The sequence below is a fragment of the Pseudomonas entomophila genome (assembly GCF_023277925.1).
Classification (GTDB): Bacteria; Pseudomonadota; Gammaproteobacteria; order Pseudomonadales; family Pseudomonadaceae; genus Aquipseudomonas; species Aquipseudomonas entomophila_D.
The window spans coordinates 1,583,895-1,606,502 of sequence record NZ_CP063832.1 but is presented as its reverse complement, the minus strand read 5'-3'; the positions used below and the strand labels follow the sequence as shown (position 1 = coordinate 1,606,502).

General features: G+C 64.3%; 11 protein-coding genes. 10 read left to right on the top strand and 1 reads right to left on the bottom strand.

From position 1 onward, the window contains the following. The first annotated feature begins 85 nt into the window (after window positions 1-85). From IM733_RS07020 to IM733_RS06995, 6 genes are all read left to right on the top strand, one after another. On the top strand, window positions 86-2,917 hold the full coding sequence (locus tag IM733_RS07020; protein WP_248920176.1) for a xanthine dehydrogenase family protein molybdopterin-binding subunit: 2,832 nt from the start codon (window positions 86-88) through the stop codon (window positions 2,915-2,917). Next, window positions 2,910-3,449 carry a (2Fe-2S)-binding protein gene (locus IM733_RS07015; RefSeq protein ID WP_248920175.1) on the top strand — a complete coding sequence of 180 codons (540 nt, stop codon included), beginning with the start codon at window positions 2,910-2,912 and terminating at the stop codon, window positions 3,447-3,449. Before IM733_RS07020 ends, IM733_RS07015 begins: the two co-directional genes overlap by 8 nt. Before the next feature lie 2 nt (window positions 3,450-3,451). Then, window positions 3,452-4,663: a c-type cytochrome gene (locus IM733_RS07010; RefSeq protein ID WP_248920174.1), complete on the top strand. Its 1,212-nt coding sequence runs from the start codon at window positions 3,452-3,454 to the stop codon at window positions 4,661-4,663. Between the two features lie 3 nt (window positions 4,664-4,666). Continuing rightward, a complete protein-coding gene (locus IM733_RS07005; RefSeq protein ID WP_248920173.1) occupies window positions 4,667-5,638 on the top strand; it encodes an XdhC family protein in 972 nt (323 codons plus the stop codon). Further along, entirely contained in the window at window positions 5,635-6,198 is a 564-nt protein-coding gene (locus IM733_RS07000) for a nucleotidyltransferase family protein (RefSeq protein ID WP_248920172.1), read from the top strand. Before IM733_RS07005 ends, IM733_RS07000 begins: the two co-directional genes overlap by 4 nt. A gap of 188 nt (window positions 6,199-6,386) precedes the next feature. Further along, window positions 6,387-9,230, top strand: coding sequence for a hypothetical protein (locus IM733_RS06995; protein WP_248920171.1), 2,844 nt, complete (start codon window positions 6,387-6,389; stop codon window positions 9,228-9,230). Between the two features lie 259 nt (window positions 9,231-9,489). Here IM733_RS06995 and IM733_RS06990 read toward each other — a convergent pair whose 3' ends face one another. Continuing rightward, a complete protein-coding gene (locus IM733_RS06990) occupies window positions 9,490-10,482 on the bottom strand; it encodes an NAD(P)H-quinone oxidoreductase (RefSeq protein ID WP_248921136.1) in 993 nt (330 codons plus the stop codon). Window positions 10,483-10,702: 220 nt separating this feature from the next. Between IM733_RS06990 and IM733_RS06985 the strand changes: the two genes are divergently transcribed. From IM733_RS06985 to IM733_RS06970, 4 genes are all read left to right on the top strand, one after another. After that, on the top strand, window positions 10,703-11,572 hold the full coding sequence (locus IM733_RS06985) for a LysR family transcriptional regulator (protein ID WP_248920170.1): 870 nt from the start codon (window positions 10,703-10,705) through the stop codon (window positions 11,570-11,572). 127 nt (window positions 11,573-11,699) lie between these two features. After that, window positions 11,700-13,790, top strand: a complete 2,091-nt coding sequence (locus tag IM733_RS06980; RefSeq protein WP_248920169.1) for a putative bifunctional diguanylate cyclase/phosphodiesterase — start codon at window positions 11,700-11,702, stop codon at window positions 13,788-13,790. 149 nt (window positions 13,791-13,939) lie between these two features. Next, the gene (gene mnxG, locus IM733_RS06975) at window positions 13,940-19,780 is read left to right on the top strand and encodes a manganese-oxidizing multicopper oxidase MnxG (RefSeq protein ID WP_248920168.1); all 5,841 of its coding nucleotides are present in this window, start codon (window positions 13,940-13,942) and stop codon (window positions 19,778-19,780) included. Window positions 19,781-20,015: 235 nt separating this feature from the next. Then, complete coding sequence (locus tag IM733_RS06970; protein ID WP_248920167.1) at window positions 20,016-22,592, top strand: AAA family ATPase; 2,577 nt, start codon at window positions 20,016-20,018, stop codon at window positions 22,590-22,592. Window positions 22,593-22,608: the final 16 nt, after the last annotated feature.

The window sequence follows — 22,608 nt, the reverse complement described above, 5'->3', positions numbered from 1 at the left end:
CAGATTTTGTGAAATTGCGCGCCCTCCGTGTCTCACAGCACCAGAACAAAGCATGGGCGGCGCCCGACCGCCCAGAGGATCAACCATGTCCAACCGTGATATTTCCCGGCGCTCGTTCCTGCAAGGCGGGCTGATCGCCGGTGTCGGCGTGACCCTGGCCCCGCTGGGCAGCCAGGCCTTCGCCGCCCTGATGGAAAACAAGGTCACCACCTCGCCACAGAAGTGGATGAACCACGACGGCAAGGCGCGTTTCCGTAACGACGCGCTGTCCAAAGTTTGCGGCAACAAAGTCTTCGCCCGCGACATCCGCGCCAAGGACATGCCCGGCTGGCCGCAGCAGCAAGGCCACGCCATGCTGCTCAAGGCCACCAAGGCCGACCGCATCTACGCAGGCCATGACCTGTCGCTGCTCGGCGCCGACCTGCAGCCCGACCGCATCGTCACCGCCGACGACCTGAAGAAGGACGGCATCGCCTGGCCTGAAGCCCATTCGCCAGACCCGCTACTGCCGCCCGGCCAGGTACCGATGTTCATCGGCCACCCGGTGGCGATCCTGATCTGGAACGACTTCGAACGCTTCCGCAAGGCCAAGCTCAAGCTGCAGTTCAACGACAAGGCGATCCGCTACGGCGCCCAGGCCCCGCTGTACCAGCGCGACCCCTACGGCAGCTTCCGTTTCGTGCGCGTGGGCGGCAAGACGCCGTTCGATGAGGACGAGTACTCGAGCCTCAAGAACACCATGCTGTTCCCCACCATCCTCGCCCGCAAACCGGTATGGACCGCCGAGCCCAAGCAGCACGGCACCCTCACCGAGCAGGGCATGTTCTACGCCCAGCGCATCGACGAGCAGCTCAAGCAGCCGCCCGAAGACTGGCTGCTGTTCGACGAACGCTACAAGACCCCGTCGATCGAGCCCGCCGCGCTGGAGCCGGACAACGGCAACGGCTGGTACGACCCGGCCACCGGCACCCTGCATTTCGTCGTGGCCACCCAGTGCCCGTTCGAAGTGGCGCAGGAATGCGTGCACATGATCAAGCCGTCGCGTTTCGCCCTGAAGCACTTGAACATGCACCCTGGCTACACCGTCGGCTACGGCTCCAAGGACAACAACATCTTCGTGTTCTACGCCGCCGTCGCCGCCCTGTACGGTGCCGGTGTGCCGATTCGCCTGGCCAACGACCGCTACGAGCAGTTCCAGAGCGGCATCAAGCGCCACCCGTTCGACATCCGCTACCAGCTGGCCGTCGACAAGCGGGACATGAGCTTCAAGATCTTCCGCGCCGACATGACCGTCGACGGCGGCGGGCGCATCAACTACAGCCCGTCGGTGGCCGCCGTGGGCGCCACTGCGGCGCAATCGATCTACTACATGCCGCAGAACGACCTGTCGGTGACCGCCTATCATTCCCGCGGCGTCGAGGCTGGTTCCATGCGCGGCTACGGCACCCTGCAGAGCATGGCCGCCACCGAGATGATGGTCGACGAGATCGCCGACCGCCTGGGCGTTGACGCCATCGACCTGCGCCGCAAGAACGCGCTCAAGTCGGGCATGAAGAACACCCAGGGCGCGGTGCCTGCCGGTGCCCTGCGCCTGCATGAAATCCTCGACAAGGCCGCCGAGCATGACTGGTGGAAAAACCGCCATGCGCGCAAGCAGGCCGAGGACAAGAAGGACCACGACAACTGGTATGGGGTTGGTTTCGCCATCACCCAGAAAGATTTCGGCACCGGCTCCGAGGCGCCGATGGCGGCCGTCGAGTTCACCGCTGATGGGCGCATTAGCCTGCGCCATATCGGCACTGAACTGGGCACTGGCATGTCGACCTCGCAAGCCCTGGTGGTCAGCGATTTCCTCGGCCGTGTCGCCGACGAAGTGAAGACCGCCCAGACCGAGTGGCCGGAGCTGCAACTGAGCACCAGCGGCAACCCGTACCTGATCAGCCAGGCCGAACAGGACGCCGCGCTGCGCAACCCGCGCTGGGTCGGCAAACTGGCTTCGCCGTCGTCGGCGACCAACTCGGCGTTCTACTTCAGCCACGCCACCCGCGAAGCCGCCCGCGTGCTGTTCAACCACGGTTTGTGGCCGGCGGCCATGGCGCTGTGGAGCCAAGGCCCGTATGGCGGCCAGGCCAACCCGCTGGTGGTGCGCCGCGAGAACGCGGTGTGGGTCAACGGTGAGCTGACCGGCAACGGTTTGGCGCCCATTCCATTCGCCACGCTGGCCAAGAAAGCCCATGAGATGGGCCTGGTCACCGGTGTCAGCGTGCACGGTTTCAACCGCTGGAGCTGGGCCGAGGCCGACTTCGTCATCGACGGCGTGCGCGAACGCCTGCCGCTCGACGCCGTGGCGGTGAAGTACGGCGACGGCGCGGTAAACGCCAAGAAAGCGCAGATGAACAGCAACGGCTTCCACCTGCTGGACCGGCAGAACGCCACGTACCCGGCCACCCAACTGAACAACGCCATGGTCACCTACTACAGCCCGGTGGCGACCCTCGTCGAGGTCAAGGTGAACAAGGGCAGCGGCGAAGTGACGGTACTCAACCACCACAGCTGGGTCGAGTGCGGCCGGGTGCTGGTGCCGGAGCTGGTCAAGGGCCAGCTCGAAGGCGGTATCGCCATGGGCATCGGCCACGCACTCCTGGAAGAAATGCCGCTGTACGAGGGCGGCCCGGGCGAGGGCGACTGGAACTTCAACCGCTACCGCCTGCCAATGGCCAAACATGTGGCGGTGTGGAAACAGACCTCGGAGATCCTGCCGCCGCTGTCACCCACCGACCCCTCCAAAGGCATCGCCGAAGTGGTGATGATCCCGGTGGTTGGCGCCATCGGCAACGCCGTGGCCCACGCCATCGGCAAGCGCGTGCGCGACCTGCCCATCACCCCCGCCCGAGTCAAGGAGGCCCTCAATGGCTGACCGCAAGCTGCAACTGACCCTCAATGGTCAACCTGTCGTCACCGAAGTGGTCCCCGACGACCTGGCGATGATCGACTACCTGCACGAATACCAGAACCTCACCGGTTCGCGCCTGGGCTGCGGCCAGGGCATCTGCCACGCCTGCGTGGTGATCGTCGACAACCCCGACGGCACCAGCGAGGAGGTGCGCACCTGCATCACCGGCGCGCATTACTTCGAAGGCAAGAAAGTGCGCACCATCGAGGGCCACGCCAAGCTCGATGAGGCCGGCAACCCTGGCGAGCTGAACCCGGTCCAGCAGAAGTTCGTCGACCGTTTCGCCTTCCAGTGCAGCTATTGCGCACCCGGCTTCGTCAACGCCGCCACGGTGTTGGTGGAGAAGGCCCAGCGCCAACCGCTGAAAAAGAGCCAGCTGGAGGACGCCATCGAGGCCAGCCTTGGCCACCACGTGTGCCGCTGCACCGGCTATGTGCGTTACTACGAGGCCACCCGCGAAGTGCTGGGCGACCTCGGCCTGGTCAAGGAGGGTTGAGCATGAAGCACGTTCTGAGTGGCCTGGCGATGGCTATCGGCGCGGTAATGGCCTTCAGCGCCCAGGCCGATGACCCGGCACAGGTCAAGCGCGGCGAGTACCTCGCCCGCGCCGCCGACTGCATGGCCTGCCACACCGCCGAAGGCGGCGCGCCGTATGCCGGCGGCCTGCCGATCCATTCGCCGTTCGGCACCATCTACGGCACCAACATCACCCCGGACAAGCAGTACGGCATCGGCAACTACAGCGACGACGAGTTCTTCGCCGCCCTCACCGCAGGCAAGCGCAAGGACGGCGCCAACCTGTACCCGGCCATGCCCTACACCTCGTACCACCTGATCCCGCGCGAGGACGCCGACGCCATCCACGCCTACCTGAAGACCGTGGCGCCGATCAACCGCCCGGCGCCAGAGACCAGCCTGAGCTTCCCGTTCAACGTGCGCCTGGGCCTGATGGGCTGGAACATGCTGTACGGCAAGAGCGTGCGGCTGGAGGAGGGCAAGGGCAACAGCGAGGCCTGGAAGCGCGGCCAGTACATGGTCGAGGTGCTCGGCCATTGCGGCGAGTGCCACACCCCGCGCAACCCCATTGGTGCGCTGCAGCAAGACAAGCGCCTGACCGGTGGCCTGCTGCAGGGCTACCTGGCCCCGAGCCTGTTGGCCCAGGACCTGGCTGATCGCGGTTGGAACCACGCCGACCTGGCCACCTTCCTCAAGCACGGCATGAGTGCCCAGGGCAGCATGTTCAACGAGATGTACCCGGTGGTGCACCACAGCACCCAGCATCTGCAGGACAGCGACCTGTCGGCCATGGCCACCTACCTGCTGGGCGACCAGCCGCCGGCGGCCAAGGTGGTGCAGGCCGTCGCCCACGAAACCCTGGGCGAGAGCGCCAAGCGCGGCCGCCAGCAGTACCTCAACGTCTGCGCCGGCTGCCATGGCGGCGAAGGCGAGGGCAAGCCGCACATCGCCGTGGCCATGCAGGGCAACACCATCCTGCGCCAGGCCGACTCGCGCAACCTGGTCAAGGCGATCGTCGATGGCATCCGTGAACAGCAGTTCACCGGCTTCGAGCGCATGCAGCCGATGCCGGGCTTCGCCGACAAGCTCGACGACCAGCAACTGACCGACATGGTCAACTACCTGCGCGAAGCCTGGGGCGGCCTGCCGGGCGACTTGACCACTGAGCAGCTGGCCCAGCTGAAGGCGGACTGACCCGTGCAGCATCTTGACCTGCAGGTGGTGCAACAGGCGGCGCAGTGGTCGCGCGATGGCTTGCGCGTCTGGTTGTGCACGGTGCTTTGCACCTACGGCTCGGCGCCACGTGCGCCGGGCTCGCTGCTGGCGGTCAACGATCACGGGCACTGGGTCGGTTCGCTGTCCGGGGGCTGCGTCGAGGAGGACTTTCTCGAACGCGTTGCCGCCGGCGAGTTCGTCGAGGCGGTGGCTGTGGTGCGCTATGGCGACGGCAGCGACAGCCGCTCGAATATTCGCCTGCCCTGTGGCGGCATCCTCGACGTGCTGGTGGAGAACCTGCCCGGCGACTGTGCCACCCAGGCCCACCTCGGTGAACTGGAGGCGGCGCTGCGCGGGCGCCGTCGCCTGCTGCGCGAGGTCGACCTGAGCACCGGCCAACGCCAGGTGTGCGACGACCACAGCCAGGGGCCACGGGTGGAGCAGGGCGAGGGCCGGGTGCGTTTGCGCGTCGGCGCCGCCCAGCGCCTGTTGCTGGCGGGCTATTCCAGCGTCGCGCAGTTCTGCGCCGAGTTCGGCAAGGGCCTGGGGTTCGAGGTGGTGCTGTGCGACCCCCGGGACGAGGTGATGGACAACGTGGTGCTCGACGGGGTAGAAATCCGCCGTGAGCTGCCGTCGGTGTTCATCGCCAACGGTGGCTGCCACCGCGACACTGCGGTGGTGGCGCTCACCCACGACCCGAAGATCGATGACCTGGCCATGCTCGAAGCCGTACAGACCGAAGCTTTCTATATAGGCGTGATGGGCTCGCGCGCAACCTCCGCCAAGCGCCGCGAGCGCCTGCGCCGTATCGGCGGGCTGGACGACACGCAGATGGCACGCATCCACGCGCCCATTGGCCTCAACCTGGGCAGCAAGACCCCGGCCGAGATCGCCCTGGCAGTGCTCGCCGATATCCTGCGTACCCGCAGTGGCATTGCCCGCGAGGCATTGTGAGCGTCGTCGCGCTGGTATTGGCGGCGGGGCAAGGTTCGCGCTTCGGTGCTGACAAGCGTCGCGCGTTGCTGGCCGATGGCCGCAGCCTGTTGCAGCACAGTGTCGAACGCGCCTTGGCGGTGTTCGACGAAGTGCGCGTGGTGTTGCGTGCTGGCGAGCAGGGCGAGGACCTGGAGCTGCCCGCGGGTTGTCGCATCGTCGCCAGCCCCGAGGCGGGACATGGCATGGGCCATAGCTTGGCGGCCGGTGCCGCGTCGCTCGACGATTGCGCCGCCGAAGCCGTGGCCATCGTGCTGGGCGACATGCCCTGGGTTCAGGCGCAGACCTTCCGGCACCTGATCGAAGCGGCCAGTGCAACGGCCATCGTGGTGCCACGTCATCAGGGGCAGAATGGGCATCCGGTGCTGTTCGGGCGCAGCTACTGGCCTGAACTGGCCCAGTTGGCGGGTGACGCGGGCGCGCGTTCGGTGCTGCAACGGCATCGGCAACACTGGCGGGTGGTCGAGGTGAGCGACGCCGGGGTATTGCGCGACGTCGATACGCCGGCTGCGCTCGGCTAGCGTGCTCTGCTCGCATTTCACGATCGTTGCCGGCCAAAACACCTCGCAGGATGCACGCCGACCACGCCTCGGGCAGGGAACAGCTGAGCCTTCACAGGCTGGATACCTAGCATTTCTGCCAGTTTCGCTGGCCAGGCACGTTCGCTAAGGTCTTCGTCACACGGTGCAGACGCCGGCCGGAGATCGCAATGACCAAGAACGAAGTCCCCCAAACGCTCACTTCACTCCAAACCCACGAAGCGGCCATTTCGCCTTTGCGGTTGGTCCTGTTCAAGCCGGATGGCTCCGAGGATGTCGTCCAGACGACAACGCCGCTGAAGCTGTGTCACGGTGCCGAACATGAGCTGCAAGTCAGAGCGCCGGATGGCAGTAGCTGGATAGGGCAGAAACTCGGGCTGCGCTGGGTGGCGCCCAGTGACACTGCTCCAGGCGGCTACGGCTTGAGCGCTACCCCTCAATTTGTCGACGATGACGGCGATGGGGAAGACGGCTACCAGGTTCTGCTCGCCGGTGAACGCCAGCAGGCACAGAGAAAGGGAACTGGTGATGGCACGAAGTGGCAGTTGTCGGCGCGCGCTGGCGAGCACCTGAAATCCGGTGATGTGACGGTAGCCTTGAGCAGCTACTGGCAGGCGCCCAAGTACTTGATCGAAGCCAGCGTGGGCCACTTTCGCCACGGCATCACTGAGTTGACATGGGACGGGATCGTGCCGATTGTCGAGAGCGGGAACAGCACCACCCTGACGGCCACGGTGAAGACCCCCTTCGATGAGTCACACGCCCTGCAGGATGCGATGGTGGTGTGGTACCTCGCAGGCAAGGAGTACCAGCGCATCCCGACCGACGCGAGCGGTGAGTCGAAGCTGGTGTACAAGCCCACGGCGGAAGAAGTGGGGGATCGTAAGGGCTTGATGTTCACGGCCACTTGCGAGGATGCGCTGCAGCAGTCGAGCTGCCAAGAGGTCACGATCTTGGCGTTTCTCGAAAGCCCTTGGGCTGACGAGCTGACGGTGGAGCTGCGGGCGTTGGATGGCCCGGTCACGGAACCTTCGGCGCTGGGGATGCGCCTGAACCGCGCGGGCAAGTACCAGCTGGTCATCAAGCCCAAACTCGACACGAGTTACTTTATCGGCAAGTCGGTCACGTTGGGCTGGCGAGCGGAGAGCCAGCAACTGGGCATCGATTTCATGCCAAAGGGTGCGCAGGTGATGGGCGTGGACGGGCTCAGCTGGGATGTGACTGGCGGCACCGAAAGTGGCGTGTTCGCCCTGGAGGCGACAGTGCCGGAGCTTGAGATGCCATTTCAGCTGCCCGGGGTGCAGATGTCGACCCAGCTGGCTGACGAAGCCGAGCTCAACGTCGATGTCGACCCGCAGGTTCAGTGGCCCATCTTCCACCGTGGGGTGGCCAAGGCCGTACGCATCGTGCCGAAGCCAGGGAGCCCGCTGGCCCAGATGAAACTGACCGCCAAATTGCATTTCAACGAAATCGAAAGCCGCTTCCCGGCAAGCCAGGCGCCCGCCATCCCGGCCTACGGCAGCGAGACAGGCGAGGTAACGGAGGGGGGCGTCGAGTGGGCGCTCACCCCCCTGATCACGGGTAACGGCGGCCGCTTTGGCCTGCGGGTCGAGATGCCTGGCTTCACCGCTGGTCTGGCTCTACCAGAGGCGCTGGCGCTGTTCAGCGAGCTGGACAAGGAAGCGCAGGTATTCATCGACGACAGTGATATCCCGTTAGGCGATGACATGCTGGTCTTGCGTCGCAACACACCGCTCATGATCAAGCTGAAGCCGCAACCGAACAGTGGCTTGGGAGGCACAACGCTCAAGGGCTGGATCACCTTTGCCAGCGAAGAGTTGCAGCAAGGGCAGGTACCCGCGAATCCAGACTATGCCGCCATGCAGGAAATGACCGCAGAGGGGCTGAGCTGGACACTGACGGGGGCGAGCGTCAGTGGCAGCTTGAGCCTGGCGATTCACGTCGAGAGCTTTGAGGGCAAGACGACGTTGACGAGGGTGGTGCTGCTGTCACCGAATTTAAGTGACGAAGTGACGGTGATGGTCGATGGCGATACGGGGAATGATCTGTTGATCTTCCATCTAGAGAAGTCGCGCAAGATCAGGGTCGAGCCCAGCAGCCCACTGGCGAGCCTGGGCGAAAAATGCAAATTGGATTTCATAGCTAAAAGCCTGACCGACGCGAGTCAGGTGCCGGCATCTCCGCCCTACAAGGAAGAGAGGGCCCTGACCGCAAGCGGGTTGGAGTGGGAGGTAAAGGGTACGGCCAGGGGTACATTCGGACTTGATATTCAAATGCCGGGGTTCGTGACGACTGTCTCGAGGGACGCGATATTGCGGTCGGAAAACTTGATTGATGAAGTGAATGTCACACTCAGTACCGTGCTTTGGCCGTTGAAACCGATACTGTTACGAGGCGTAAAATATTCTCTAAAAGTCAAGCCGAAACGTGATAGTGCGCTGCTGTTGGGGGATGGCCCCGTCAGCCTGGGCTTCAAGGAAGGCGGCCTGCCTAAGGTGAATGTGGAAGTCGAGCCGGACTACGGCGAAGAACGCTGTATGACGGAGGAGGGGTTGGAATGGGAGATCAGTGGTAAGAAGGGCACCAGTGGCCTATTTGGACTTGATTTTCATATGGTGGGATTCAAGGGTTTTAGCTGGGAAAATATAGTGCTAGCGTCGGCAAGATTTCTTGATGAATTAGAGATCAAGGTTAATGGTGAACCCTACGATGGCGTTCACCCAGTATTGTTTCGTGAAGATACTGAGCTTGCGTTGTCGGTTGAGCCTAGGCCTGGCAGCCCTATACGCGATCTTGCTTTACAGGCTAAGTTGGAAGTTGATGATGTCCCGTGGTTAACGTCGAGGCCAGACCTCGGTAGATTGGTTTACTTGAACGAAGGGATAACGTGGACGCTGACCACCTCCTATGCTCCAAGAAGTTTTGCGCTAAAAATATTTATTCAAGGGAGAACTTCTTATGTGCATAGTGTTAATGCGCAGTACATACCCTAGAGGTTGAGTGAAGACATTTGCTTTGTCTGGACTTCACATAGGTGCATTTCGTAAAGGAATAGTCGCCCATGAGGCCGTCACCCGACTTGGGAAGTCTTCTTCTGGATTTCCCTAAAACCTGGGCGGCGCGAGCTTCGATACTGAAAGACCAAGCCGGAAAGCAGCCGTAACGGCTACTGGGCGGGCCCTGGGTTGGCGTGGCCGCCACCGCCCAGGCGATCAGGATCGCCCTGGGCAGTGGCGCGTTGGGCTGATCGCTTCAGCCCTGGTGTGCCACGCTCAGCACCACCTTGCCGATATGCTGGCCAGACTCCATCAGCTCATGGGCCTGGCGCGCGGCGGCCAGCGGGAAGGTCGCGTGGATCAGCGGTTTCACCGCACCGCTGTGTACATGGGGCCATGCCCTGGCCTGCAAATCGGCGAGGATCGAGGCTTTGTCGTCGATGCTGCGCGCGCGCAGGGTCGAGCCGATATGGGTCAGGCGCTTGACCAGCAGGGGGAACAGGTCCACTTCGGTGGCTGGGCCCTTGACCACGCCGATCTGCACGATGCGCCCATCCATGGCCGCGGCCTTGAAGTTCCGGGCGACGTAGTCACCGGCGATGATGTCGACGATCACATCCACGCCCTGGCCGTCGGTATGCCGCAGCACCTGCTCGACGAAGTCTTCGCGGGTGTAGTCGATGGCCAGGTCGGCGCCCAGGTCGAGGCTGGCGGCCTGTTGCCCGGCCCCATTGACCGTGGTGAAAATCTTCGAGGCGCCGAAGGCCTTGGCCAGTTGCGTGGCGGTGGTGCCGATGCCCGAGGCGCCACCGTGGATCAGCACCGATTCGCCCGCCTTGAACCCCCCGCGCTGGAACAGGTTGACCCAGACGGTCATGAAGGTTTCCGGCAGCGCCGCGCCCTCGACCATGGTGAGGGTATGCGGCAGCGGTGCGCTGGTGCGCTCGTCGGCCACCGCGTACGCTGCGTAGCCGCCGCCCGGCACGAGGGCGATGACCGCGTCGCCGATGACGAAGCGACTGACCTGTTCACCGACGGCGACGACCCTGCCGGCGATCTCCAGGCCTGGAATATCCGAGGCGCCGGGCGGTGGCGCGTACAGGCCCTTGCGTTGCAGCAGGTCCGGGCCGTTGACGCCAGCGGCATGGACCTGCACCAGCACTTCCCGTGGGCCTGGGCGCGGCGTTTCGCGAGTGGTGGGTTGCAGGACCTGCGGGCCACCGGGTTGAGTGATGTCGATGGCGGTCATGTGGGACGGGATGATGTGACGCATGGGCACCTCTGTCATTCTGAACAAGGGCCTGGTTGGCCCGCTGGATGACAGGGTAGGGAACAACCACAATGGGGTCGCGCGGCGATTTTGCGGCGCAGCGTTGCGAAATTGCTTCAGGCAACATGACCCTGTAGGAGCCAGCCTTGCTGGCGAACAGGCCCATACGGCCAGCACACCCCCGCGAGGAATGAATCATTTGAACTGGGACGACGCCCGCATGCTCCTGGCCCTGAGCCGCGAACAGACCCTGCGCCGCGCCGCACGGGTGTTGCGGGTCGACCAGGCCACCGTGGGCCGGCGGGTGGCGGCGCTGGAAGCGGACCTGGGCTCGACCCTGTTCCTGCGCACCCCGGCCGGCTACCAGCTGACCGCCATCGGCGAGGTAGCCGTGGAAGCGGCGCTGAAGATGGAGCAGGCCGCCCTCGAACTGACCCGGCGCATCGGCGGCGCCGACAACGAACTGGCCGGCGAAGTGCGCATCGCCACCACCGATTCCCTGGCCCAGGATTTCGTCATCCCGGCGCTGGCCGAGCTGCATCAGGCATACCCCGACATCCGCGTGCTGCTCAGCGGCAGCTCGGAGGTCGTCAACCTGTCCCAGCGCGAAACCGACATCGCCATCCGCAACCTGCGCCCGGACAACCCCGACCTGGTCCTGCGCAAGCTGGCCAGCTGGACCATGGGGCTGTTCGCCTCGGCGGACTATGTGCAGCGCCGGGGCGTGCCGGCCGTCGGCAGTTTCGCGGGCCATGAACTGGTGGTATACGAGCCGTACTGGCGCGACCAGGCCCGGCCCGCCCTGGTCGACGTGCCCATCGGCGAGGGCAGGGTGGTCCTGGCGGCCAATGCCAGCCTCATGCTGCGCCGGGCGATCGGCCAGGGCCTGGGCATTGGTGAAATCCCTGTGGAGCTTGGCCTGCGTGACGGCCTGCAGCGGCTCTGGCCAAACCTCACACGGGCAAAGCCCTATGAAGTGTGGATGGTGACCCACCAGGACCTGCGCCACACCGCCCGGGTGCGCGTGGTGATCGACCATCTGGTTCGGGCGTTCGCTGCATATGCCTGATCTTGCCCGGTGAACCCCCCTGATTGGATCCGTTACGCCGCGTGAAAACCCCGTGCGTTTCGCCAAAGCTTGAGTACAATCATCGGCTTTTTCTGGGCCCTTCCGTGGCCTGCTCCTGGGTGTGCACATGCTGATCGGTAGCTACTCCTCCTCGCTGGTGTTGATCTCGCTGTGCGTGGCCATTCTCGCCTCCTACACGGCCCTGGATCTCACCGGGCGCATCGCCACGGCCAAGGGCCGGGCGGTGCACCTGTGGATGCTGGGCGGCGCCTTCGCCATGGGCATCGGCATCTGGTCGATGCATTTCATCGGCATGCTGGCGTTCAGCCTGCCGATCAGCCTGGGCTACGACACCACGCTGACGGCGCTGTCGCTATTGATCGCGGTGGCGTCCTCGGGCTTTGCCCTGTGGCTGGTGAGCCAGCCGAAACTGCCACTGATGCAACTGGGCTTTGGCGCGCTGATCATGGGCAGCGGTATCGCCTGCATGCATTACACCGGTATGGCGGCATTGCGCATGCAGCCGGGCATCGACTATGACCCGACACTGTTCGGCGCCTCGCTGGCCATCGCCGTCGGTGCCTCGGCTGCCGCACTGTGGATCGCCTTCCGCCTGCGCCAGCACACGCCCTACGTGCGGCAGTTCCGGGGGCTGGCGGCGGTGGTCATGGGCATCGCCATCGTCGGCATGCACTACACCGGCATGGCTGCGGCGAACTTCCCCACCGGCAGTTACTGCGGTGCGCTGGTCGACGGCCTGGCCGGCGATGGCCTGGACTACCTGGTGCTGATCACCACCCTGGCGGTGCTGGCGGTGGCGCTGCTGACCTCGGTGCTCGATGCCCGCCTGGAGGCGCGCACGGCGGAGCTGGCGCGTTCGCTGACCCTGGCCAACCAGGAGCTCACTCAACTGGCCCTGCACGACACCCTGACCGGCCTGCCCAACCGGACGCTACTGGCCGACCGCATCGACCAGGCCATTGGCCGGGTAGCCGAGCAGGGCGGCTGCTTCGCGCTGATGTTCATCGACCTGGACGGCTTCAAGCCGGTCAACGACGCCTTCGGCCACCATGTCGGCGACCTGCTGCTCAAGGCGGTGGCGGCACGCCTGCGCGGGCACCTGCACAGCCAGGACACCCTGGCGCGGATCGGCGGCGACGAGTTCGTGCTGCTGGTCGAGCTGGGCGAGCCGGACGACGCCATGGGCGTGGCGGTCAAGCAGGTCAACCTGGTGTCGCGGCCATTCCGCGTGGCCGAGCACGACCTGCAACTGACGGCCAGTGTCGGCATCGTGCTGTACCCGGGCAACGGCGCCGACCAGCACGAACTGCTGCGCAACGCCGACGCCGCCATGTACCACGCCAAGAGCGCCGGCAAGAACGGCTACAGGTTCTTCGACGCCTCGATGAACACCAATGCGCGCCAGCAGCTGCAACTGCTGCAGGACCTGCGCACGGCACTGGAGCAGGGCCAGTTCCGCCTGCATTACCAACCCAAGTTCGACGCAGCGGCGCGCCAGCCCATCGGCGCCGAGGCGCTGCTGCGCTGGGAGCACCCGCACCATGGCCTGATGCTGCCGGACCGCTTCATCGGCCTGGCCGAGAAGACCGGCCTGATCATCCCCATTGGCGAGTGGGTGCTGGGCGAAGCCTGCCGGCAGATGCGCCAGTGGATGGACCAGGGCCACGCCGACTGGCGCATCGCGGTCAACCTGTCGGCGATCCAGTTCTGCCATGCCGGGCTGGTGGACAGCGTGGCGCGGGCGTTGAACGACAATGGCCTGCCGGCCAACCGGCTGACCCTGGAAATCACCGAAACCACCGCCATGCGCGACGCCGACGCCAGCCTGACAGTGCTGCAGCGCCTGTCCGACATGGGCGTCGACCTGTCCATCGACGACTTCGGCACCGGTTATTCCAGCCTGATGTACCTCAAGCGCCTGCCGGCCAACGAGCTGAAGATCGACCGTGGTTTCGTCCGCGACCTGGAGCAGGACAGCGACGATGCGGCGATTGTCTCGGCCATCGTCGCCCTGGGCCAGGCGCTGGGCTTGCGTATCGTCGCCGAAGGCGTGGAGACCGACCGTCAGCAGGATTTCCTCACCCGCCTGGGGTGCGATTCGCTGCAGGGGTACTTGCTGGGGCAACCGGTGCCGCCCGAGCAGTTCATGCAACGCTTGGAGCAGGCCGGCAAAAAAGCCGGGCACACCGTTAGCTGAGCTTCACCCGATTCAGGGGCAGCGGCTGGGGAATAGGCCCCAGTGCGCTGCCTTTGTCGTTTCAGGCCATTGAAAATCAATGCCTATTTTCGTGGCATAAGACTTGCTCCCCACCCCTCCAGAGTCCCCGTGTCCTCCGGAGGTGCCCCATGTCGACCCCGTGCAAAGGCCCTGTTCTGTCCACCTTGCTGTTGGCCTTGCTGGGCTGGCAGGCCAGCGGCGAGGCCGCCGTGCAGTGCCAGCGCACGCTGACGGCCAACGTGGTGGCCCTGGACCAGCCCCTGATGTTCAACCGCCTTGGCGCGCAGAACGCCAACGGCATGATGTTCGCCCTGCGCCAGGACGTGGTGGATGAGCACCAGGTGCCCTTGAACAAGGGCGGCGCGGCGGTGCCGGGCAAGGTCACCCTGCGCCCGGACAAGCGCCCGCGGCCGATCGTGCTGCGGGTGGCCGCAGGCGACTGCCTGACGGTCAACCTGACCAACCTGCTGGCCTACCAGGCCAACCCCAACAAGCACGGCATCCACCCAGAAGAACCTGAAGGCGAAGAGGGGCAGGAGGCCGAGGTGCCGGAGGTCGAGGGTGACGAGCACTTCGTCGCTGATCAGCAGGTCACCGACCGCCACACCGGTTTCCAGGTCAACGGCATGCAGGCGGTCAATAGCATCGCTGATATCGCCGCCAACACCGGGCGCAACGGCAACTTCCTGGTCGCCCCGGGCAGCACCCGCAGCTACACCCTGTACGCCGAGCGCGAAGGCGCCTTCGCCGTGTCCAGCCGTGGCGCGCCATTCGGTGGCGAGGGCAACGCCGGCAACGTCGCCAACGGCCTGTTCGGCCAGGTGGTGGTGGTACCGAAAGGCGGGCGCACCTACCGCAACACCCTCACCGAAGAAGAAATGCGCCTGGCCACCACTGGGCGCACGGCCACCGGCCAGCCGGTGATCGACTACGCGGCGCGCTACCCGCAGACAGAACCGTGGATCGCCGAAGGCAAGGCCGGCAAGCCGATCATCGCCATGGTCGACGGCAACGAGATCCTCAACAGCGAGACCGATGCCATCGTCATGGGCCCCAACCCGGACGGCAGTTTCCCGAAAGCCACCTACCCCCTGGAAAGCGTGGGCAAGCGCAACCCGGCGCTGCCCAACCGGCTGGAGGCGTTCCGTGATTTCGCCGCGCAATTCGCCGATGAAGTGGCCGGCACCCAGGCCTTCCCCGGCTACTGGGCGGACCCGGTGATGGGCCATGTGCTGGAACCGGCCCGCGACTCGTTCATGATCAACTACGCCGCCGGCGGCATGGGCGCCGAAGTGGTGGCCAACCGGCTGGGGGTGGGGCCGATGCACGATTGCCTGTCGTGCGCCTATGAAGAGTTCTTCCTCAGCGCCCATACCGTGGGCGACATCGGCACGCTGGTGGACATCCCGGCCAACGTCGGGCTCGAGCACATCCGCCCAGGCGAAGTGCCGCCGGCCAGCGCGACGGGTGTGAAGGCGACCATGGCCCTGTACCCAGCCGAGCCGGCCAACGTGCACCACAGCTACATCGGCGACTTCACCAAGTTCCGCAACACCCACAATGGCCACGAGCAGCACATATTCCACTTGCATGGCCACCAGTGGCTGTTCAACCCCAACGACGACAACTCTGACTACATCGATGCCCAGGGCATCGGGCCGGGTGTGGGCTACACCTATGAAATCGCCAACGGCGGCTCGGGCAACCGCAACCGCGTGGCGGGCGACGCCATCTACCACTGCCACTTCTACCCGCACTTCGCCCAGGGCATGTGGGCCATGTGGCGGGTGCACGACGTGTTCGAGCCGGGTACTCGCCTTGAGGTGAGCGGCGAGGGCGCCAATGGTTACCACAGCACGCCGTTTGCCCTGCGTAACGGCAAACCCGCTGCGGGCGCCCGGGCACTGCCGGACGGCGAGATCGTTGCCGGCACGCCGATCCCGGCCATCGTGCCGCTGCCCGGCAAGGCCATGGCGCCGATGCCCGGCAACGTGACCGTGGTGCCGAAGTTGTCCGAAACCCTGGTGGCCGAGCATGACGAGGGCGAGGAGGGCGATGACCACCCGGACGCGCCTGCCACGCCACGCGCTGTCGGCTCCCTGGCGTTGGTCGACCGCAGCGAGACCAACCGCAACGCCGACGGTTCGCTGAAGAACCCCGGCTACCCGTTCTGGATCGGCGGCATGGAAAGCAGCGTCGGCCAGCGCCCGCCGACCCCGCCGTTGGACATGCTCGACCCGGCCCTGGCGCGCCAGCTCAAAGACAGCGGCAAGGCGCTGTGGGCCAACCTCGACCCCAATCAGGTCGATGGCTGGGACGGCGGCCTCGGGCGCCACGCGCTGGATGGCGTGTCGGCTGGCGGCGAGGCAGTGACCACCACCACCAAGCTGGATTTCTCCAAGGTGGTGCACAAGGCCAAGCCGATCTACCTGCCTGAAGAGGGCACCGAGGTCGAGCAGGCGGCCATGCAGTTCCATGCCAAGGCCGAGCACCCCAGCTTCGCCCTGATCCCCGGCAGTTCGCCGGTGGCCAAGGCGTTCCGCACCAACGGCGCGTTGCCCACGGCGGGCGCGCCGTACTACGAGCCGTGCATGGATGACCGTGGCAAGCGCCTGACCCAGTCCTCGGGCATTGGCGAGTTCTTCAGCGGTGAAAACCTCACCGGCATGAGTTTCCGCGGTTCGTCCACCTTCACCGCCGACCGGCCGCGTATCTACAAGGCCGCCAACATCCAGTTCGACGCCGTGTACAACAAAGTCGGCTACCACTTCCCGCAGGCACGCATCCTGGCGCTGTGGGAGGACGCCTGGCCGGTGATCACCAAGCAGCGCCCACCAGAGCCGATGGTGCTGCGCATGAACACCTTCGACTGCACCCAGTACGTGCACACCAACCTGATCCCATCGTTCTACGAGATGGACGACTACCAGGTACGCACGCCCACCGACGTGATCGGCCAGCATATCCACCTGCCCAAGTGGGACCTGACCGCCGCCGACGGCTCGGCCAACGGCTGGAACTACGAGGACGGGATTCTCTCGCCCGGCAGCGTGGTGGAGCGGGTGCATGCCATCCGCGCGTTCAACAATTGCACCGAAGGCGATGCCCGCGACGGCACCGCCGCCTGCCCGAACGCCAAGCAGCACCCGTACTTCGGGCGCTTCGGCCGGGCCGACTGGCTGGGTGCGCGCACGGCCATGCAACGCTGGTTCGCAGACCCCTTGGTGAACGTGCATAACGTCGACCGCGGCCTGGGCACCATCTTCACCCACGACCACCTCGGCCCATCGACCCACCAGCAGTTGGGCCTGTATGCCACCGTGCTGGCCGAGCCGGCCGGCTCCACCTGGTATCACGCCGAAACCGGCGAACAACTGTACAACCCGGCCAGCCGCCAGGACGGTGGCCCGACCTCGTGGCAGGCGGTGATCCAGACCGGCGACCACGACGGCGACGGCAAGAACGACAGCTACCGCGAGTTCTTCCTCGAGTACAGCGACTTCCAGCACGCCTATGAAGCCGGTGTGTACGTGGGCGCCGGCCCCAACGGTATCCCCGACGGCCAGAGCTATCCGGCCACCGCCGACAGCTTCCGCTACGCCATCAACCCGCCCGTGCGCGGCAAGGCCTCGAACCTGCTGGAGGCCATCGTCGAGACCCGTGGCGGCCTCAACCCCGGCTGCCCAAGCCGGCCGTGCCCGCAGGCGATCTCGGTGGACGACCCCGGCATGTTCGTCGTCAACTACCGCAACGAACCCCTGGCCCTGCGCGTGTTCGACCCCAACAAGGTCGGCCCCGACGGCAAGCGCGGCATGCAGGCCGACGGCCTGGGCGGCGACCTGGCCTACGCCCTGCAGACCCGCACCGACCGCGCCATCCCAGCGATGAACCTGGCACCTTCGGCGATCACCCAGGCGGTCGGTCCAACAGGCGGCACCACGCTGTTCCCGCCGCACATCAACAAGGCTGGCAGCGAGCCAGGCGACCCCTTCACGCCGATGCTGCGCACCTATTCCGGCGACAACGTGCGCCTGCGCATGCACGCCGGTGGCCATGAAGAAGAGCACAACGTCACCCTGCACGGCGTGAAGTGGCTGCAGAACGGCTCGGGCTTCGGCAACAGCTCCAACTCGGGGTGGAAGTCGTCGCAGATGATCGGCATCTCCGAGCAACTGGGCTTCATGGCGCCGGTGTCGATGATTTCAAGCTCCGCCGCCACCAACGGTGACTACCTGTATTCGCTGGATGCGGCCCTGGAGGGCTACTGGAACGGCATCTGGGGCATCATGCGCAACTACACCGCCCAGCGCGCCGACCTGTTCGCGCTGCCCAACAACCCGCAGCCGGTGGCCATGCGCAACACCGTGAACTTCGACGGCATCTGCCCGAAAACCACGGCCAACCCCACTGGCGTGGGCACCCGGCCGACGGTCAAGCGCAGCTATGAAGTGGTGGCGGCACTGGCCAACGACATCCTCGAGAACCGCCAGGGGGTGAGCATCAACGACCCGGCCGGGATCGGCCAGCATGTCGGCGGCCCGCTCAAGGCCAACGGCGGCACCCTGGTGTTCAATAGCCGGCGCACCAGCATCCCGCTGGTCAGCGGGGTCGACCCGGAGGATGGCGAGACCTTCACCATCGGTGGCCACAGCGCGCCACTGCACGACCCGACTGCCATCCTGTACGTGCGCAAGGCTGACCTCGACGCCAGCACCGGCAAGCTCAAGGCCGGGGTACCGGTGGAGCCGCTGATCCTGCGTGCCAACGCCGGCGACTGCATCAGCATCACCCTGGAAAACCGCCTGCCGCTGGTGATGCCGGACCTGCCCAGCACCGCGGTGATGCACAACGTGGTCAAGCGCGACCGCTTCGACAGCGAGGGCGCCACCGCCTTTGCCAACAACCTGATGCGCCCGTCCAGCCATGTGGGCTTGCACGCCCAACTGCTGGCCTACGACATCACCAAGTCGGACGGCGTCAACGTCGGCCTCAACCCGGTGCAGACCGTGCCACCGCGCAGTGGCGGCAGCGGCGCCTGGCCGACCAAGGTGTACCAGTACTACGCCGGGCACCTGGAGCGTGAAGGCAAGCCGACCCTGCAACTGGGGCGCACGGTGGACAACATCAACACCACCGCCATCGAGTTCGGCGGCCTCAACCTCACCCCGGCGGATGTCATCAAGCAACCGCAGAAGGGCCTGGTGGGGGGCATGAGCATCCTGCCGCAGACCGCCACCTGGACCGAGGACACGGCCAGCCGCGCCCAGGCCACGGTGAAGGTCAGTGGCCAGCCGGACTACCGCGACTTCGTCACGGTGTGGCAGCGGGCGTTGAACATGCGTTGGGCCGATGGTCGCCCGGTGGCAGGCATCAATACCGAGGGCAATGGCGCGGCGGGCGACCCGCAGGACAACGGCAACATGGCGGTGAACTACAAGACCGAGCCGCTGTGGCTGCGCTTTGGGGTGGCGCCGGACGCACCGTTCGGCCGTGCCGACGGACTTGGGTTCGCGGATATTCCCAACGTGCACATGGCGTATAGCAACGCCCTGGTCGGTGGCGATCCGCAGACCCCGGTGCTGTATGCCAAGCCGGGGCAGCCGCTGCGCAACCATATCGTGATGCCCAGTGGCGGCAGCCGTGGCATGACCTACCAGCTCGATGGGCACGTGTGGCCGTTGCACAATTACCAGGCCGAGAAGAGCGATGTGGACGGTTACCCCATGGGGTTGCCGGGCATTGGCTCGGTGCGCTTCGGCTACAACCCGATGGCGATGTACATCGGCGCCCAGGAGAGCGTGCTGCCGGCGGCGCACTTCAGCTTCATGCTGCCGAGTGCCGGCGGGGCCAACGCGGTGCCGGGGGATTACCTGTTCCGCGACTATGCGGCGTATGGGAATACCTCGGGGTTGTGGGGGATTATGCGGGTGACCAACGAGGCGCCGCCAGCGGTGGCGCCGGCGCAGTGAAGGAGGGCGCCTGGTGAGAGAGATGTTGCGTCTATGAGATCGAGCGCCGCCCGCGCGGCGCATCGAAGGCTTCGCCAGCTCCCAGGCATTGCCCCGCAAAGCTTAGAGTCGATTGTCCACGTAAATTGTCAATCGCTCCGTCAAAGATCTACCAGGCAATACTGGTAGAAAATGGCGAGGTTCATGGCCCTTTGCTAGCGTTTTGCCAAGACTAACTGTCTAGGAGTGGGCAAGTATGCAGGCGCAGGTGGATATCCTTTCGTGGCTTCATAGACAAAGCGATTGGTTGCAAGAGGCGGCGGATCGACTCTTGAAGCAAGGGCAGGTGGATGGGACTGATATCGCAGCTCTGGTTGCCATTATCAAGACACCGGATGGACGCAAGGCCTCGAAGCACAGGCCATTTGCGGAGCTCAGTCAGGGAAATACCGCACACCGGGAACTTCGGCTTGTAAAGATTAGTGAGGTATCTGGAATCGAAAATTTGGCACCTCGTGTTCCATTGGAGTTCGGATCTGAAAATCTCTCCGTCATCTACGGTCACAACGGATCAGGGAAATCTAGCTACACCCGGATATTGAAAAAACTCTCAGGCAAGCCGCGAGCCAGCGAGCTGAAAGCCAACGTGTTCAAAGCCGCTCCGGCAGCTAGCAAATGTCACGTCACCGTCCAACTCAACGGCCAGGAAACGGCACATGAATGGCATGTCGGTCACCCTACGTTAGAAGCGCTTCGCGACATAGATATCTTCGACAGCGATGAGGCTAGCCATTATTTGACTGCAGAGAGTGCCGCGACCTACATCCCGCCCATTGTAAGTCTGTTTGAAAAGCTCGCTGGCGTTGTTGAACAGGTTCGCGATGCCTTGACCGCAGAACAGTCAAGGTTAGTAACCGCGCTGCCGCAGTTGCCCGCCATTTACGATGGCACGCCAGGCAAACGCTTATACCAGGGTCTTGGGACAGCGACCGCAGCTGAATTGGATGAAGTCTTGGTTTGGAAGGCGGATGATGAAAAGCAGCTTGTTGCGCTCACAGAACGGCTGAAGGCTGAGGATCCGGCAGCGTTAGCTGTTCAGAAGCGACGGACAAAAGCCGAGTTACAAAAGGTCATCACAGCATTGACCATTGCTGAGCAGTCCTATGGGGGCGCCAGTTTCCAGTCTTTACGCGAACTCAGGCAAACCGCAGCACAAAAGCGACAGGCTGCCGTCGAGAGCGCCAAAATAAACATGGCGGAATTGGACGGGGTCGGAATTCCCACTTGGCGAGCTATGTGGGAGGCAGCACGGGCTTTCTCGTCCACGCCATATCCGCAGCACCCTTTCCCAGCCACCCATGACCAGGCTCGCTGCCCCCTCTGCCAACAGACCCTGGATGAACAGGCCCAGCGCAGGCTTAAGGATTTCGAACAGTACGTTCAGGGAAAACTTGAGGCCGATGCCAAGCAAGCAGAAGTGCTGTATACGCAAGCCCTGGAGGCGCTTCCCAGAATCCAGGGCGATCAGGAAATAGCGACTCAATGCGAAGCTGCTGGACTGGGTGCACAGGAGTGGCCAGATTTCCTGAAAGGCTTCTGGAGGAACGCTGCGCTGACGCGTGCAGCTCTGATTAATCATGAGGCTGATGCACCCGCACTACCTGTTGCATCTCAAACGACAAACATCAAGACGCTCACCCAGTATGGTGAGGAGCTGGCCGAGACTGCCACACAATATGAAGCTGACGCTGTGCAATTTGACCGTGCTCACGCCACGAGAGAGAAGCTTGCTCTGGAAGCGCGCAAATGGATCACCCAACAGGCCGCCGCAGTGCGCGCTGAGGTGGAGCGGCTTAAGAAGATCAAAGAGTATGAGGACTGGAAGGCGCTGACCAATTCTCGACCGATCTCCACCAAAGCAGCCGAGGTAACGTTAGCAGTGGTGACCGACGCTTATGTCGCTCGGTTTAACCAAGAGCTCAAGGCACTTGGGGCCCATGGTATCCAGGTCGAACTGGTAAAAGCTCGAACCCGCAACGCCGTAGTGCTGCACCAAATTCGACTTAAGGGTGCCCAGGACGCGAAGATCCAGCCGCACGGGGTTTTGAGTGAAGGGGAGCGGCGTATCATCTCGCTGGCGGCATTTCTAGCTGACGTCTGCGAGCGGCCGGGCTCCGCACCGTTTATCTTCGATGACCCGATTTCCTCATTGGATCACGACTTTGAATGGGCCGTCGCTTGCCGGCTAATAGCTTTGGCGAAAACCCGTCAGGTGATAATCCTGACCCACCGCCTATCTCTGTATGGCGTTCTGGACGAGCTGGCCAGGAAGGTCGGCGACGAATGGAAAAAACAGCACTTCCGACAGATGCGCATCGAATCCTACGGAGGTGTTGCTGGACATCCTGCTGACCAGGAGGTGTGGAATGCGACGACTAAGAAAGCCAATAACTTGTTGCTCAACCGCTTGGCAGTCGCGAAAAAAGCAGGGGAGGCGGATGGTGCAGCGGCTTATCAACGCCTGGCTCAGAGTATTTGCAGCGAGTTCCGTAAGCTTCTGGAGCGTACTATCGAAGAGGACTTACTCAACAAGGTCGTGCTAAGGCATAGGCGAGGTGTCCAGACCGATGGTCGACTCCGTGACATCCGGGGCATTCTGCTTGAGGACTGCAAGCTGCTTGATGATTTCATGACCAAATACAGCTGTTATGAGCACAGTCAGTCGAGTGAGATACCTATCGTGATTCCGGATGAACCTGAGCTGCGCCAAGATTTGGAGACTCTCGGGGCCTGGCGCGACCAGTTGATCAAACGTCGTGCCGCGGTAGCTTAGCGAGCCTCATCAGCGC

What these genes read in the sequence shown, in the direction of transcription:
- IM733_RS06995 (WP_248920171.1), top strand. Translation starts at nt 6,387, where the DNA reads ATGACCAAGAACGAAGTCCCCCAAACGCTCACTTCACTCCAAACCCAC.
- IM733_RS06980 (WP_248920169.1), top strand. Translation starts at nt 11,700, where the DNA reads ATGCTGATCGGTAGCTACTCCTCCTCGCTGGTGTTGATCTCGCTGTGC.
- IM733_RS06970 (WP_248920167.1), top strand. Translation starts at nt 20,016, where the DNA reads ATGCAGGCGCAGGTGGATATCCTTTCGTGGCTTCATAGACAAAGCGAT.
- mnxG (WP_248920168.1), top strand. Translation starts at nt 13,940, where the DNA reads ATGTCGACCCCGTGCAAAGGCCCTGTTCTGTCCACCTTGCTGTTGGCC.
- IM733_RS06990 (WP_248921136.1), bottom strand. Translation starts at nt 10,482, where the DNA reads ATGACCGCCATCGACATCACTCAACCCGGTGGCCCGCAGGTCCTGCAA.
- IM733_RS07010 (WP_248920174.1), top strand. Translation starts at nt 3,452, where the DNA reads ATGAAGCACGTTCTGAGTGGCCTGGCGATGGCTATCGGCGCGGTAATG.
- IM733_RS07015 (WP_248920175.1), top strand. Translation starts at nt 2,910, where the DNA reads ATGGCTGACCGCAAGCTGCAACTGACCCTCAATGGTCAACCTGTCGTC.
- IM733_RS07020 (WP_248920176.1), top strand. Translation starts at nt 86, where the DNA reads ATGTCCAACCGTGATATTTCCCGGCGCTCGTTCCTGCAAGGCGGGCTG.